Origin of the sequence: Indibacter alkaliphilus LW1, assembly GCF_000295935.2 — a bacterium.
Taxonomy (GTDB): Bacteria; Bacteroidota; Bacteroidia; order Cytophagales; family Cyclobacteriaceae; genus Indibacter; species Indibacter alkaliphilus.
The window spans coordinates 220,482-235,022 of sequence record NZ_ALWO02000052.1 but is presented as its reverse complement, the minus strand read 5'-3'; the positions used below and the strand labels follow the sequence as shown (position 1 = coordinate 235,022).

Genomic DNA, 14,541 nt, shown 5'->3' with positions numbered 1-14,541 from the left:
ATTTAAAATGATAGGTTTCAAGGTCAGCTTAACCTTGTGGCGCCGGATTTAAGGCCAAATGACACCTCTTACATTAAAATTTCAAATTTTTAATGTGAAAAATAAGCCGAATACTGAATCAGCTTATACATTCGGATCCGAAGCCACAGGACTTAGATCATAAGTTCACTTGACTCAAAAAGCAAACCCGAATTCTCATCCTTTCACCTATATCCTTCATCCTTCCTCCTTTTCTCACCTATCCATCCAACCACTCCTTCAAGGCTCCTACTTTCTCCCTACTGACCAGAATATCATTATCCGCGCAGTCTTTGAGCCGGATTTTCAGTCGGCTATTGGAATAGGTATGAATCTCGGCAATGGATTCAATTGCCGCAATGTATTTTCTATTGAGTCTGAAAAACTGCTTCGGATCCAGTATGCCCTCTAACTGATCCAAGGCATAATCCAGTACGTACTTCCTTCCGGATTGGTGTTGTAGAAAAGTCACCCGCTCTTCACTGAAGAAAAAGGAAACCTCCAAAGCCGGTATGGATTGTATCTTCTCCCCGAATTTGACCAAAAATCTGGTCTTAAATTCTTTAGTTTCCTGATGGAGCAGTGATTTGAGTAAGGACATGTCCAACTGTGGGACACTTTTCATTTGCCTGAATTTTTCCACGGCCGCCTTGAACTCTTTTGGATCAATAGGTTTGAGCAGGTAATCCAAAGAGTTGAGTTTAAAAGCACGAATGGCATATTGATCATAAGCTGTCGTGAAAATAATGGGACTTTTCACCTCCACTTTTTCGAAAATCTCAAAACTCAAACCATCTGCCAGCTGAATGTCGCAGAAAATAAGATCGGGTGCAGGATTGTGCTTCAGCCAGGAAAGTGCAACAGATACCGAATCCAAACCGCCATCCACTTCAGCTTCGGGCATTGTTTCTCCAATTAAGGTTTTCAGCCGGCTAACCGCATGCCTTTCATCTTCAATTATCAATACTTTCATTGGCTTCGTTCGATTTTTAGAAGTGGCAGGGAGACTATGAATTCTTTTCCGGTATCTTCGACCTCTGGAGTTTTACCACTCAGAAGCTTGTACCGCTTTTGGATATTTTCAAGGCCTATTCCGGAAGAAGGAGATTCTTTGACGGATTTGGGCTGAAGGATATTCCTCACTTCCAGTTGATCTGCTTTTTTGCTGATGAAAATCTTCAAAGGTTGCTTCTTGCTGGCCACATTGTGTTTGATGGCATTTTCCAAAAGCAGCTGAAGGGAAAGTGGAGGTATGTAAAAACCAGCTGCATCATCTATATCCATAAAATATTCCAGACTTTCCTCAAACCTGATTTTCTGAAGACTCAGGTAATTTTCTGCAAAAACCAATTCATCCTGAAGGCTTGCAAGTTCCTCATTCTGCACCTCCAAGACATAACGGTAGATCCTCGATAATTGCTGAATAAAATCAGCAGACTTATCTGCACTTTCGTACACCAGGTTGCTCAAAACATTGAGTGAATTGAATAAGAAATGGGGATTGAGCTGGTCCTTGAGGGATTGGTATTGGCTGGCAAACTTCTCGGTCCTGAGCTTTTCTGCTTCTATAGCGGCATTTCGCCATTCCATCAACCACCCTCTTGAGATAAAAATAGAAATTATAATAAATGCAATAATAGTTGGCATGATGGTGTTTTCTACCATTCTTATCCAGGAAATATTATAAATATTGACTTCTTCCACAAGGATTAAAACCATACCTGTAATGAGAATAAAGCTCACTATAAAAGAGTACAACATGTAAGTAATAACAGTTGCCAAAAACCTCTTTAGTGGTTCTTTGATCCATGAAATCTTACTTTCATAAAATCTGTCAACCCAATAGCCCCCAAAACTTAGAGAAGAGGACATCAAAAAAGAAAAAATGAATTGATTTCTATTGGAAATAAATATTTCCCAAGAAAAGAAACAAGAGGGACATTGAAATAACGACAGTACCAGCACTATCCCCAAATTCAACAAGATGAATTTCCAGAATGACTTAAAAATATTGTCGGAACTAAAAGGTTTGTTTTTAGCCATCAAAGGATTTAGCTTAAATTCTGTTTCAGTAATTAGCTCTGCTTTTTTGTATTAAATCTAAGAATAGGGAATAAACTTTCCTATTAATCATAGAATCAGGCCTGCCAGGTTATAAAAACCAGACAGGTCTTTTACTATCGCATTGGTTATTGGCAAGTTTGCTTCAATTGCAGGGCCATATCTTTTCCCCACTTTGGAGCTAATGGATCATTACTTTCCAGACCTTCTTCCTTCTCAAACATATCCAAAGCAGTCTTGACCAATCCACAGGCTTTTTCCGGTCCTTGGCCAAAAAACTGCGCCATTCCCAGTTCCATTTGGGCAAGCATGACCACTGCCCTTGGATTCTTTCGGTTTAGATTGACAGCTTTGTTGAAAGTCTGCATGGCCTGGGCGGAAAGGTGCTGCCCCCTACTATTGGGGTCTGCAGCCAGCTCTCCCATGGTAATAAAACCTTGCAAGGCCACAATTTCCGAATTGTCAGGAGAAATCGAGGCAGCTTTTTCGGCATGTTTTTTTGCCTTTTCAAAGAAGGTATCTTTTTCCTCTATGCCACCTTGTGACCTGAATCCTGCATTTGCAAGGGCTAACCCGGCATAATATTCAGGAAGCCATTCCTCGGGAGCCATAGTAGCTATTCTGGCAAATCCATTGGCTATTTTCTGTAAATCTTCAGGGCTTAGGGCACTACCCATAGCCTGAAGTTCCTTTTGCATGGCCTTTACATAAGCCTCATTGGATGCATGAGTCAAGAAAGAAATCAGCATCATGGCGATAATTGCTAAACTGTACTTTTTCATTTTTTTCGAAGTTTATAGGTTATTCAAATTATTTGCGGTTTTGTCTTTGGATAGGGTCAGGAAAATCCCCAGAAATAAAAATCTGGGAGCCTGAAGTCTGATGGGGTTTCCTTCAAACACTCCTTTCTCATTGGTTACATTTGCGTATTGATACCCGAAAATATTGTCCCGGCCCAAAACGTTGGAACAAGCCAAGTGGATGATCAGGTTAGGTTTGGGCAGGTAACTCCAACCCAAGCTCAGATCCTGAAAGCTTTTGGTTTTGGAATTCATCTGTCCCGGCAGGTTGGGATTATCATAGGTGTAGCCATCATTGATACTAAAGGATACACCCAACTGAGACCGTAAGGGTTGAATGAAATGCTTGACAACCACAGATCCGTTATGTCTAGGTGCAAATCCGGGCTGAACCATTTCGGTAAAATGGGCAAACTTCCTTTGGCTGTCCACAAAGCTGTAGGTCACCCAGAAGTCCGTATTTTTGAAGCTCTTCTGATCTCTGTAAAAAATATCCCATCCTCGGGCATATCCTTCTCCGTTTTGCTGGATATTATCAAACCCAATTGGCATTGGAAATAGTTGGGCCACTTCATAAGTAAGGAGCTTCTTATAATCTTTGTAAAAAGCCTCTGCCCGGACAGTCCTACCGTTTTTGCTCAGAAAGTAATTCAAAATCAAATGATCTGCTATGGTGTTGTGCAGACTTTGATCCAAAATCCGCAACTGCTCCACAGGCATTTGGCTGAATTGTCCAGCTGCCAAAGAAAGCTGTCCATCATGATCAAACTTGAAAGCAATGGAAACTCTTGGATCCAACCAGGTTTGCTTGGCAAGGCTGCTGTTACCGGCCCTTAACCCACCTCGTAAGATCAATTTATTGCTCACATAATAATCTGCTTCAGTGAAAAGAACTGCGTGATGATCCTGATAATCCCTGCTTAATCCTTCAGACAACAGTTGTTCTTCGTACGTGTATAGGTAAGACTCAAGGCCTGTTTTGATGGAAAATCGGTCTGAAAACCCTTTTATCGCGACAGCCTTGCTGTGCAACACCTGATTTTGATTGCGGACTTGCAATTGATCCAGGTTGAATTGATCTACATTGTTGGAATATGAAACGCCCCCATAATAGCTCCAATCATTTTTCCCTAATTGTTTGAAGGAAGCCTGGCCAAAAGTATAGTTATTTTTCACCCCTACCAGTTGTCCTCTATCTTCCGAACCAGGCACGGGTTGCCAGATTTTCATTCCATTGGATTCGGTATGTAGGTAGGCTTTCACCACTCCGCTTTTTCCCCATTTTTGTCTGGCAGAGATTTCAGCATCCCAGCCAAAAGGAGCCCTTTCCCAATCAAAATTCTGCTTGATCAAAGACTGATATGGAGACAGGTCAAAATAATTGGCAGAAGCGGTAAGACTACTTTTTTCTCCGGCCAAGGTCTGTGTGAGCCCTCCCCCTACAGACATAAGGCTGATATCGCCTTGATTCCGTACCGGAAAATCCACCGTTTTCAGCGCCAGGGCAGATGAGAGCGCCTGACCATATTCAGCAGAATAGCCTCCTGTACTGAAAAAAGAACCTTTGAACAAATTAGGATTGAACCTTGTGCGGGTGGGGACATTCGAGGCAGTTGTACCGAAGGCATTCCCCACCTTAAGCCCATCAATAAAAATTGAGGTTTCCGATGCATCTCCACCCCGGACAAAAAGCCTCCCGTCATTACCCACATTGGATGTACCGGGCAAAGTCTGAAAAGCTCCTATGATATCCCCCATCGCTGCAGGCACAGTGACTATATCCACAGGCCTCAGAACCACTGCCTTTTTTTCATCAGAAGCTTCCATTGCTCCTGCAGATATGGTTACAGCTGTCATTTCATTAATGGCTTCCTTTAGGGTAGAATTGATTTCCAATACTTTCCCTTCAAGATCAATTTCAAACTCTTGGGACTTGAATCCCATGGCCTGAAAAACCAGAATATAGGCTCCCCTTTCTTCTGTTTCCAGAAAATAGGTACCGTCGATCTCTGATGAAGTTCCTTCAAAAGTCCCTTTCAGATAGATATTGACTCCGGGAATGGTTTGCCCTCTTTGGTCTGTGACCAAGCCCTTGATGGTACTCTGGGCAAATATGGGCTGTATCAAAAACAGTAAGCAGCAAATAACAATGATTTTCATGGCTTTAACTTTGACCCAAATCTGGGAACAAAGAAATCCTCAAAAAATCAAAGCTTACTGAAGTGTGGGTTCAGGTGACCGAACTGTCAAAAATAGTTACCGAAAAATTATCTGTTTTTATATTTCCCCCAGAAATACAGCGGAAAAATCAAGGCTTTCAATTTCCAGTCATTCTTTTCATGAAGGTTCAAAGAGGTGTCCTTGTGCACTGCGCTGTACATTTTGGAAGCCATTAGCGTGTGGCCTATTAAGGCCAAAAATATCACGGCATAAATTATCAATTCTGTCATTTCTTTGTCAAGAGCAATGCTGCCCAATTGTCTTTGGTTTTTTGACTTTCTTTTACAAATGAAAACTCATTGGCCTTGGCTTCGATGTCTGCGATATCGTGTTCGTAAAATCCGCTTAGAAATAGTTTTCCACCTTTCTTGACCAAAGAAGCATATACTTCCATTTCATCCAAAAGGACATTTTTATTGATATTGGCCAGTATAATTTCAAATTCACCTTGAGGCTTTACTTCCCGGACAGTACCTTTTCCCATCCTTATTTCCTGCATGCCATTGAGATCAAAGTTCTCATTGCCATTTTCAACACACCATTCGTCTATATCAAACGCTTCAACATGTGCAGCCCCTAGTTTGTGGGCCATAATGCCAAGTATTCCTGTACCCGCCCCAATATCCAACACCCGGCAAGCTCTATGGTCTACTTCCAACTGATGTGAAATCATCAGGTAAGTGGTGGCATGATGCCCGGTACCGAAAGACATTTTGGGATTGATAAGGATTTCGTATTCAAATTCAGGTTTGGCGTCATGAAAGGAGGCCCTCACATACACTTTCTCCCCTACCATAATGGGATCATAATGTTTTTCCCATTCCTCATTCCAATTAACCTTGTCCATCAACCCTTCCTCTACTACAATTGATGCAGCTACTTGGTATTTGTCTATGACTTCCTGATAGGAATCCCTTTCAAATTGACTTTCTTCAATATAAGCATCTACACCCTGGTCTGTTTCCAAAAAAGAATCGAAGCCAATTTCCGCTAATTCGGCAATTAAAATTTCACGAAATGGTTCCTTACAGCTGATCTTAAATTCTAGGTAGTGCATGATTGCGTTGGGTAAAAAAACACCCGGAGTAAAGGCAAAAGGATTGTCATTCGCCAAAAACTCCGGGATAAATATTTCTGATTTTTTAGAATGATTTTACGATTTCTACAAAATCTCTTGACTTGAGGGATGCGCCCCCGATCAAACCTCCATCCACATCAGGTTTGCTGAACAGATCCTTTGCATTGTCCGGCTTGGCCGAACCTCCGTAAAGAATCGAAAGGTTGTCTGCGATATCTGCTCCAAACTTGGAGGCGATGTGGGATCTAAGTGCTGCATGCATTTCCTGAGCCTGATCAGAGCTGGCCGTTTTTCCTGTACCAATAGCCCAAATCGGTTCATAAGCAAGAACTATTTTGGACATTTCTTCCGCTGAGAAGCCAAAAAGACTTTCGGTTAATTGATCCTTGACATAATCCTCGTGTGTTCCAGCTTCTCTGATCTCCAGAGGCTCGCCGCAGCAGAAAATCGGTGTAAGACCGTTTGCCAGCGCCTGCTTGGTCTTTTCTGTGAGCAACTGATTGGACTCTGCGAAGTATTCCCTTCTTTCGCTGTGCCCTATGATGACAAACTTGGCACCGAAAGAGGCCAACATCTCAGCAGAGGTTTCGCCAGTGTAGGCTCCAGATGCTTTATCAGAACAGTTTTGAGAACCTAAAAACAGGTTTGGTGTATCTCCTATGAGTTTATTTACTGAATACAGGTGAACAAAAGGAGGATTCAGAACTACTGTCACATCCTTCACATTTTCATCCTTAAGCATATTGACAATTTCCGAGGTCAGTTTTTGGCCTTCTTCGAAATTGAGGTTCATCTTCCAGTTGCCAGCTACTATTTTTTTACGCATGATTGTTTAATGGTTTGTTGATTTGATTTGAAAAAAATAACACATAAAGTTACTTTGGGCTAAAATTACACAAAATGTCCTTCCCAAGAAAAGATAATCCTTACGATCAACCTAAAAAGTACTGGTCATTGTCAGAAGCGAAGGTACGTATAGCCGCCTATTGTGCTTATCAGGAAAGATGTCAACTGGAAGTCAGAAACAAACTTCATGAGCGGGGCATATATGGGGACAACGCTGAGGATCTGATTGCGGAAATGATATCAGAAGGTTTTTTGAATGAGGAGCGGTTTGCCCAGGCATTTGTGCGAGGAAAATTCAAACTTAAAAAATGGGGTAAAAATAAAATCCATCAAGCTTTAAAAATGAAACAGGTCAGTCCCTACTGCATCAAATCCGGAATGAAAGAAATCGAACCGGAAGAATATTGGGAGATTTTGAAAAATCAGGCAGAAAAAAAACTTCAAAACACCAAGGAGCAGGATGATTACAAGCGTAGGTATAAAGTCACACAATTCCTGATGGCCAAAGGATTTGAGCATGATTTAGTTCAAAGTGTGCTAGATGAACTTATTTGAGGACAAAAACTTTAATTTTCAATATCTAAAGGCTAATTTGCGAAAGATTTGATTGCCAGATGATTCAGAAATTATTCCCTTTAGACAAAAATTACATTCTTAGACAAGCTCAGTCCATGCTGGAAGACCAGTTGATGGAACTGATGGTTTTTGAATTGAAAAAATCCTATACCCAGCTTTACAACCCTTTAATGTTGATGGATGAGACTTTTGTTAAAATTCTGGACACACACTCCTATCCCAAAATCTATCTGCAAATGATCTACAGACAGATTTGTGGAATTTACAGATACAAAAACGGGGACAACCAACTCGAGCTACTTTTTGATGGCAAATCCCATATCGACAAATTCAAAGAAGACTGGTACATACAGTTGATCAAATGGTGCCAGGAACTTGGCAGGCACGAGCAGTATGTCAAGACAATGCTTAGGATGACAATTCTCTTTGATTCTGAGTCTCGGGCAGAATGGTCAGAAAATCATTGCAAAGCTTTTATCAATCAGTATTTTGATCTCAAAATAGTCAAAAGAAAAGGCGAGCTGAAACTGAAATCTGCCTAAATTCCTTATTGGAATAGCAGGCCAACACTTCTTTAAAAACCGGTTTCGATTAAGTGAATTAAGGATATACCCCTTCATTCTGAAAAATAATACTTCAGAAGGAAATTTGGTTTGCTTTCGGAATAGTATTTGCACACCGCATATTTGTATAAATTTGTCCCACTATGCAAGATTATTTTCTGAATTTTGGAATTCCTCCCGAGCTATTTAATTATGTGATCATGCCATTGCTGATTTTTATGGCTAGAGTAATTGATGTCTCCATCAATACCCTGAGGATTATGTTTGTTCTGAATGGAAAAAAGAAAATAGCACCGATTTTAGGCTTTTTCGAAGCTTTGATATGGCTTTTAGCTATTGGTCAGATTTTTCAAAATATCAATAACCCTATGTCCTACATTGCATATGCAGGTGGATTTGCTATGGGAACCTTTGTAGGCATGACTATCGAAGAGAAGCTAGCTTTGGGAAGAGTCCTGGTAAGGGTTATTACTCCTGCTCCCATGCCTGATCTCATAGAGTATATGAAGGACAAAAACTTTAGGTTTACCAGTGTAGGAGCAGAAGGTCGGTATGGAAAGGTAAACTTGCTTTTCACTGTCATGAAAAGAGAGGATCTCAAAGAATATGTAGCCAAAGTCAAAGGGCTCAATGATAAAGCATTCTATACCATTGAAAGTGTAAAGAGAGTCAGCGAAGATGATTTCAGCGCAATGGAAGATCGTCCAAGGTTCACAACTAAAGTCTGGAGCAGGCTGAGAAAATGAAACATTTATCATCAGATTTATAGGATAAAAAATCAGAAAGCCCTTTGAATTTCATATTCCAAGGGCTTTCTGATTTTAGACTTATAGAAGAAATTGATCAGCTCATCGATCAAGAAGCTCAATCACTTTAAACTCAGTTCTTCTGTTGACCTGATGCTCTTCTTCAGTTTGAGCATTTTCAATGATCAACTGGCGCTTACCATAGCCTTTAGGAACTAACCTATCCGGATCAATTCCTTGAGAAACGATGTATGCCACTGCAGATTCTGCTCTTCGTTGTGACAGGGCATCGTTATAGGAATCTGTTGCTCTTGCATCTGTATGAGAGCTGAGCTCAATTCTGATCGATGGATTATCTTTGAGTATCTGCACAAGCTTATCTAGTTCCTCCGCAGCATCAGGGCGGATATCGGCTTTATCCAAATCATAGTAAATATTATCAAGCACAATGGAGCGTTCCAAAATTAATGGCTCCAAAACAATTGTGGTATCCAAAACTACATTTGTAACCTCCTCGATCAAATCTTCAGGGTTGGGAGTTTTTCCAATAGTGCTATAATTTACAGTTTTTGTGAAAAACCCAGTTTTAGATGCAATCAAGGAGAATTCTTGATTTGGAGTCAATGTAAACCTCAAGCGACCACTTTGACTGGAGAAATCCCCTCCAATATTTTTATTATTTTGATCATAAAGTGCGACACGTGTTTGAGGTAAAACTACCTCAGAGCCATCATCGTTTTTCTGTTTGGTAACAACATTCAACAGCACGTTGACAATCTTAGGTTTAGGTGTTTTATCCTCAAAGAAATAGATATCATCATCTCCAGCACCTCCTTCTCTGTTTGAAGATAGAAAACCTTCAGTTGGATATTTGGTGAAAAATATCCCAAAATCATCTGCCACCGTATTGATATTAGGTCCTAAATTTTTCACTTCCCAACCGGAATCTGTTTTCTCAGCCACGAAAATATCGAGCTTCCCAAACCCTGGATGTCCATCTGATGCAAAAAAAAGTTTCCCATCCGGAGCTACATAAGGAAACATTTCATTTCCAGGTGTATTGATCTGTGACCCTAGGTTGACAGCGTTTCCGAAATCCCCATTGGCCAGTTTAGTAGCTTTATAAAGATCAAGTCCTCCTCTTCCTCCATCGCGATTGGAAGTAAAATAAAGTTCATTTCCATCCGGACTGAATGCCGGGGTGGAATTAAACCAAAACTCGTCTTCATTAACAGGCATCCATATAGGTTGTGTGAATCCACCTCCTCTAAAATAACTCGCAAACAAATGAACTTCGGGCAGATCTTTATTGGATCTAGAGTTTCCACGTGCATAAATCAGCGTATTGCCATCCGGACTGATGGCAATGGCACCTTGATTTAATCCATCTTCATTTCTGAATTCGGGCATTTCCTGAACATTTTGGACATCAACCTTGATTCCATCAGCCCTTGCTCTGTAAATTTTTGTATACGGCACTCCTGTAGCCGGGTATATGCCAGAACCTGTCCTACTACTAGTAAAATAAATAAACCCTTCACTGAATACAGGAGCGTAGTCAGACCCTGAGGTGTTTAGAAGGTTATAATTTTCAACTTCCATGTAGGGGAAGTAGTCCTCTATTTCATCAACTTTTTGAATACTTGCCAACTCCATTTGGACTTGTCTCTGAAAATTATCGTTTAAAGTGAGGTCTTTAGCCTTAGTGAAAGCCTCTTCAGCCTCCTCATATTTTCCCTGACTTTTTAAGCTCTGTCCCAATCTGAAATAAGATTCGAAAGTCTCTTCTTCCTGAACCAACTTCTCGTAATAAGCCTGAGATTTTTCAATTCTATTGGAGAGCCTGTAGCTTTCTGCAACATAAAAATTCGCCTCTTTATTGTCAGGGTCATCTTCTAAAACCCTTGAGAATGTATTGATAGATAATTGATAATCCCCAGCCATAAACTGATTTTGGCCTTTTTGAAACAGACTTGTGCATGATCCAAAAAGCAGAATTATCAAACCCAGAAATAAAGCAGACTGCTTCATGTGTATTCTTCAAATAAATTTTCTCAAAGTTTTAAATATAGGATAATTATTATAATTAATTCCTAAAGTATTTGTTTAACCAGCTTTCTTTTGCTTCGATCAACCACTTGTCATGCAAATCGCCCTTTTCTTTTACAAGAGGGTTTAACACTTTGGTTTCTGAGTTAATAACACCCGAATTAACACTCTCCTTAATCCCGAAGACGGAATTGACTGATAAGTTGTCTTCAGATTCCAAGAATCCAACTTTTCCCTGGTCAAGAAGATTCACGCCAAACTTTTCTTCAATTTCCCGTAGCGTTCTTACTGAACTATCGATAGAGCAACCACTAGCTCCAAGCTGACTTTCATCTACGGAAAGGATGATTACCTGATCAAATTTAATGGTAAAAGATGTGGGCATCAGCGCACCATGGGTATTCCATTGTTCACAAAAAGCGGCAAGTCTTTCTTTGACCCAAACCAACTCCTCTTGCTTAAATTTCCTATCTGCTTGATATACCCAGATGCGTGCGTGAGCAGGCATGCTTTCAAATTCCAAATACATATTTAGACTATTTTATTATTCTTCAAAATAAGGACTTTCACCTTGTTTAAGTTCTTTTTCTTAACGGAGAAATTTGATATTGGGTATGTAATTTCAAACTCTAATCAAGAAATTGATCAGCATAATTACCATCATTGTCATAAAGTCAAGGCATTTTTTCCGATTTCTTGTAACAAAGTCAGAGTAATTAACCAGATTTTTGTAACAAAGTAAAGGCAATTTTGAGCAAATCTTGTAACAATGTCAGGGCATTTGGGGATTTTGAACCCTATTTTTTTAAAACAAATGCTAATTAAAAAACCTGCCAGGTTTTGGAAACCTGGCAGGTCTTATACATTCAAAAATAATACGCTCATTTTAATCTAATTTACCAATTAAAACTGCCGTAAAGGATCATCATTTACATCCTCAGCGAATATCAACAAGTAACCAAAATCCATAAATATCATTTCCTCCTGTATCGATAATGGACTAAATGACAGAGTTCATCGGAAAGCTTTAACAATACCAACCCACTTATATCCCCATATCCTTAGCAATCATCTCTGCCAAGTCATAGACTTTGACATCATGCTCCCTTTCTTTGTTTTTGACTCCATCAGACATCATGGTCAAGCAAAATGGGCAACCTACAGCTATAGCAGAAGCTCCTGTGGAAAGCGCCTCTTCAGTTCGCTCTATATTGATATCCTTCTTCCCTTCTTCAGGTTCTTTGAACATCTGTGCACCACCTGCTCCACAGCAAAGACCTTTGGTTCGACAACGCTTCATTTCCACCAATTCCACGTCTAAAGCCTTGATCACCTCTCTCGGCGCTTCATAAACATCATTTGCGCGTCCAAGGTAACAGGAATCATGGAAAGTGATTTTCTTTCCTTTGAACTCTCCACCACCTTTGAGCGCTACTTTACCCTCATTGATCAGTTGCTGTAGAAATTGAGAATGATGAATCACTTCATACTCACCACCTAGGGCTGGATATTCATTCTTGATGGTGTTGAAGCAATGTGGACAGGCTGTGACTACCTTCTTGACATTGTAGCCATTCATCACTTGAATATTGGCCACAGCTTGCATTTGGAACAAAAACTCATTGCCAGCCCTTCTTGCAGGATCACCTGTACAAGCCTCCTCTGGTCCAAGCACAGCGAAGCTCACACCTACTTTGTTCAATATTTTTACAAAAGCCTGAGTAACGGCTTTGTATCGATCATCAAAAGAACCGGCGCAACCCACCCAAAAAAGTATTTCTGGGCTTTCGCCGGAAGCGGCCATCTCGGCCATAGTTGGAACTTTATATGTTGACATGATTTGGATTTTAGATTGTAGATTTTTGATTTCAGATGTAAGAAGCCCTTCCTTCTTGCGTCTTATATCTTGTCTCTTGCTTCTTATTTCGCTTCTTCGTTTTTCAACTGATCTGCCCAGTTGAATCTGTCGGTAGGAGCAAATTTCCAAGGAGAAAATGAGGTCTCCATATTCTGGAACATTGCATTCCACTGGGCGGGGCTTCCTGACTCTTCCATGGCCACGTATCTTCTCATTTGAAGAATGATAGATAATGGGTCGATATTGACTGGGCAAGCTTCCACACAGGCATTGCAGGAAGTACAGGCATTGATCTCTTCCTTGGTGGTATAATCCCCTAGAAGCGACTTACCATCTTCTAAGCCCGGCCCACCTGAATCGATGCTTTTACCTACTTCCTCAGCCCGATCTCTCACATCCATCATAATTTTTCTGGGAGAAAGCTTTTTCCCTGTGATATTGGCTGGGCATTCAGCAGTACATCTACCACATTCGGTACAACTGTAGGCATTCATGATATTGACCCAAGAAAGATCATTGACGTCCTTGGCTCCAAACCTTCCAATCTCAGCAGGCGGATCATTGGAAGTTTCAGTTTGAATTCCAAGCATCATATTTACTTCATTGGTCACTTCAGACATATTTTTCATTTCACCTTTTGGCTGCAAGTTCGAATACCACGTGTTAGGGAAAGCAAGGAATATATGTAGGTGCTTAGAATAAGTCACGTAAATAGCAAAAGCCAAAATACCTACAATATGAAACCACCAGGCAAATCGCTCAAGGAATATCAAGGCACCTTCTGACATTCCCTGGAATAAGGGTTGGATAAGTCCGCTAAAGAAAAGCCCTTCTACAGCAAGATATTTGTCAACTCCTCTTTCCGCCAATATCTGATCTGTCGCATTCATGGTCAAAATGGCAAACATCAATACAATTTCAATGATCAGAATAAGGTTAGCATCCAAAGCAGGCCAACCTTTAAGCTCTTTCATGGCTAGACGGTCTACCTTCATAATATTTCTCCTTATCAAGAAAGCAAAACAAGACACCAGTACAGCAATGGCCAAAAACTCAAAAATATTCATAGCCACGGCATAAACACCTCCCAAGAAAGGTGCAAAAATCCTGTGTTGCCCGGATAGGCCGTCAATAATAAATTCAAGAACTTCAAGATTGATAACGATAAAGGCCACATAAATCAACAAGTGCAAAAATGCAGGGCCCAATCTTTTAAACATTTTCTTTTGACCTAAAGCAACCAAAACCATGGTTTTCCATCTTTGCTCCTTCATATCGTTACGGTCTTCCTTGTGTCCAAGAAAGATATTTCTTCTCAAATAGCTGACCCTTTTATACAAAATGTAGCCAGCTACTGCAAAAACAAGAAGAAAAATCAACTGAGGTAAAATGCTCATATTGTTTAATTTAGCGTTTATAGAATGGGTTTATATGATTTTTTTATAGAAATGATTTGCATCAAAGATACAAATATCTACCTTTGCATCACTTTAAAACGGTCAGGTGATGTAGCTCAGTTGGTAGAGCATCGGACTGAAAATCCGTGAGTCGGTGGTTCGAATCCACTCATCACCACAAGTCCCGAGACAATCGGGACTTTTTTTATTTGTACCCTGCTGATTTTATTTACAGATTCCATATTCATTTCAATGATTATTTGATGCAAAATAATAAATAGTAGGCATGCATACTATTTTGCACGGCAATTTAAAATCAATCTAATTTC

Annotated in this window: 14 protein-coding genes and 1 tRNA gene; 4 read left to right on the top strand and 11 right to left on the bottom strand. The window is 40.3% G+C overall.

The window, feature by feature from the left end; all coding sequences use genetic code 11:
- Positions 1–238 precede the first annotated feature (238 nt).
- The 7 genes from A33Q_RS19355 to tpiA form a co-directional block, all read right to left on the bottom strand.
- On the bottom strand, positions 239–991 hold the full coding sequence (locus tag A33Q_RS19355; RefSeq protein ID WP_009033020.1) for a LytR/AlgR family response regulator transcription factor: 753 nt from the start codon (positions 989–991) through the stop codon (positions 239–241).
- Complete coding sequence (locus A33Q_RS19350) at positions 988–2,061, bottom strand: sensor histidine kinase (protein WP_009033021.1); 1,074 nt, start codon at positions 2,059–2,061, stop codon at positions 988–990. The genes A33Q_RS19355 and A33Q_RS19350 overlap by 4 nt, the downstream gene beginning before the upstream one ends.
- Before the next feature lie 146 nt (positions 2,062–2,207).
- On the bottom strand, positions 2,208–2,861 hold the full coding sequence (locus tag A33Q_RS19345; RefSeq protein WP_009033022.1) for a hypothetical protein: 654 nt from the start codon (positions 2,859–2,861) through the stop codon (positions 2,208–2,210).
- A gap of 12 nt (positions 2,862–2,873) precedes the next feature.
- A complete protein-coding gene (locus tag A33Q_RS19340) occupies positions 2,874–5,039 on the bottom strand; it encodes a TonB-dependent receptor (protein ID WP_009033023.1) in 2,166 nt (721 codons plus the stop codon).
- A 107-nt stretch (positions 5,040–5,146) separates the two neighbouring features.
- Positions 5,147–5,329 carry a hypothetical protein gene (locus tag A33Q_RS19335; RefSeq protein WP_009033024.1) on the bottom strand — a complete coding sequence of 61 codons (183 nt, stop codon included), beginning with the start codon at positions 5,327–5,329 and terminating at the stop codon, positions 5,147–5,149.
- Positions 5,326–6,156 carry a 50S ribosomal protein L11 methyltransferase gene (prmA, locus tag A33Q_RS19330; RefSeq protein WP_009033025.1) on the bottom strand — a complete coding sequence of 277 codons (831 nt, stop codon included), beginning with the start codon at positions 6,154–6,156 and terminating at the stop codon, positions 5,326–5,328. Before prmA ends, A33Q_RS19335 begins: the two co-directional genes overlap by 4 nt.
- A gap of 85 nt (positions 6,157–6,241) precedes the next feature.
- Positions 6,242–7,003 carry a triose-phosphate isomerase gene (gene tpiA, locus A33Q_RS19325; RefSeq protein ID WP_009033026.1) on the bottom strand — a complete coding sequence of 254 codons (762 nt, stop codon included), beginning with the start codon at positions 7,001–7,003 and terminating at the stop codon, positions 6,242–6,244.
- Between the two features lie 74 nt (positions 7,004–7,077).
- Here tpiA and A33Q_RS19320 point away from each other — a divergent pair, with 74 nt between their 5' ends.
- From A33Q_RS19320 to A33Q_RS19310, 3 genes are all read left to right on the top strand, one after another.
- Positions 7,078–7,578, top strand: coding sequence for a regulatory protein RecX (locus A33Q_RS19320; RefSeq protein ID WP_009033027.1), 501 nt, complete (start codon positions 7,078–7,080; stop codon positions 7,576–7,578).
- 59 nt (positions 7,579–7,637) lie between these two features.
- Entirely contained in the window at positions 7,638–8,141 is a 504-nt protein-coding gene (locus tag A33Q_RS19315; protein WP_009033028.1) for a hypothetical protein, read from the top strand.
- A gap of 164 nt (positions 8,142–8,305) precedes the next feature.
- Entirely contained in the window at positions 8,306–8,908 is a 603-nt protein-coding gene (locus A33Q_RS19310) for a DUF2179 domain-containing protein (RefSeq protein ID WP_009033029.1), read from the top strand.
- Between the two features lie 102 nt (positions 8,909–9,010).
- Here the strand turns inward: A33Q_RS19310 and A33Q_RS19305 are convergent, their stop codons facing one another.
- The 4 genes from A33Q_RS19305 to A33Q_RS19290 all read right to left on the bottom strand — a co-directional run bounded on the left by A33Q_RS19305 (position 9,011) and on the right by A33Q_RS19290 (position 14,212).
- A complete protein-coding gene (locus A33Q_RS19305) occupies positions 9,011–10,939 on the bottom strand; it encodes an OmpA family protein (RefSeq protein ID WP_009033030.1) in 1,929 nt (642 codons plus the stop codon).
- Positions 10,940–10,994: 55 nt separating this feature from the next.
- Positions 10,995–11,486: a hypothetical protein gene (locus A33Q_RS19300; protein WP_009033031.1), complete on the bottom strand. Its 492-nt coding sequence runs from the start codon at positions 11,484–11,486 to the stop codon at positions 10,995–10,997.
- 516 nt (positions 11,487–12,002) lie between these two features.
- The gene (locus tag A33Q_RS19295) at positions 12,003–12,794 is read right to left on the bottom strand and encodes a (Fe-S)-binding protein (RefSeq protein ID WP_040490716.1); all 792 of its coding nucleotides are present in this window, start codon (positions 12,792–12,794) and stop codon (positions 12,003–12,005) included.
- Positions 12,795–12,877: 83 nt separating this feature from the next.
- Positions 12,878–14,212, bottom strand: coding sequence for a 4Fe-4S dicluster domain-containing protein (locus A33Q_RS19290; RefSeq protein WP_009033033.1), 1,335 nt, complete (start codon positions 14,210–14,212; stop codon positions 12,878–12,880).
- A 105-nt stretch (positions 14,213–14,317) separates the two neighbouring features.
- On the opposite strand from A33Q_RS19290, the gene A33Q_RS19285 reads away from it, so the two are divergent.
- Positions 14,318–14,390: transfer RNA gene (locus A33Q_RS19285), tRNA-Phe, on the top strand.
- The last annotated feature ends 151 nt before the right edge of the window (positions 14,391–14,541 follow it).

What these genes read in the sequence shown, in the direction of transcription:
- prmA (WP_009033025.1), bottom strand. Translation starts at nt 6,156, where the DNA reads ATGCACTACCTAGAATTTAAGATCAGCTGTAAGGAACCATTTCGTGAA.
- A33Q_RS19340 (WP_009033023.1), bottom strand. Translation starts at nt 5,039, where the DNA reads ATGAAAATCATTGTTATTTGCTGCTTACTGTTTTTGATACAGCCCATA.
- A33Q_RS19355 (WP_009033020.1), bottom strand. Translation starts at nt 991, where the DNA reads ATGAAAGTATTGATAATTGAAGATGAAAGGCATGCGGTTAGCCGGCTG.
- A33Q_RS19290 (WP_009033033.1), bottom strand. Translation starts at nt 14,212, where the DNA reads ATGAGCATTTTACCTCAGTTGATTTTTCTTCTTGTTTTTGCAGTAGCT.
- A33Q_RS19320 (WP_009033027.1), top strand. Translation starts at nt 7,078, where the DNA reads ATGTCCTTCCCAAGAAAAGATAATCCTTACGATCAACCTAAAAAGTAC.
- tpiA (WP_009033026.1), bottom strand. Translation starts at nt 7,003, where the DNA reads ATGCGTAAAAAAATAGTAGCTGGCAACTGGAAGATGAACCTCAATTTC.
- A33Q_RS19315 (WP_009033028.1), top strand. Translation starts at nt 7,638, where the DNA reads ATGATTCAGAAATTATTCCCTTTAGACAAAAATTACATTCTTAGACAA.
- A33Q_RS19310 (WP_009033029.1), top strand. Translation starts at nt 8,306, where the DNA reads ATGCAAGATTATTTTCTGAATTTTGGAATTCCTCCCGAGCTATTTAAT.
- A33Q_RS19295 (WP_040490716.1), bottom strand. Translation starts at nt 12,794, where the DNA reads ATGTCAACATATAAAGTTCCAACTATGGCCGAGATGGCCGCTTCCGGC.
- A33Q_RS19300 (WP_009033031.1), bottom strand. Translation starts at nt 11,486, where the DNA reads ATGTATTTGGAATTTGAAAGCATGCCTGCTCACGCACGCATCTGGGTA.
- A33Q_RS19335 (WP_009033024.1), bottom strand. Translation starts at nt 5,329, where the DNA reads ATGACAGAATTGATAATTTATGCCGTGATATTTTTGGCCTTAATAGGC.
- A33Q_RS19350 (WP_009033021.1), bottom strand. Translation starts at nt 2,061, where the DNA reads ATGGCTAAAAACAAACCTTTTAGTTCCGACAATATTTTTAAGTCATTC.
- A33Q_RS19345 (WP_009033022.1), bottom strand. Translation starts at nt 2,861, where the DNA reads ATGAAAAAGTACAGTTTAGCAATTATCGCCATGATGCTGATTTCTTTC.
- A33Q_RS19305 (WP_009033030.1), bottom strand. Translation starts at nt 10,939, where the DNA reads ATGAAGCAGTCTGCTTTATTTCTGGGTTTGATAATTCTGCTTTTTGGA.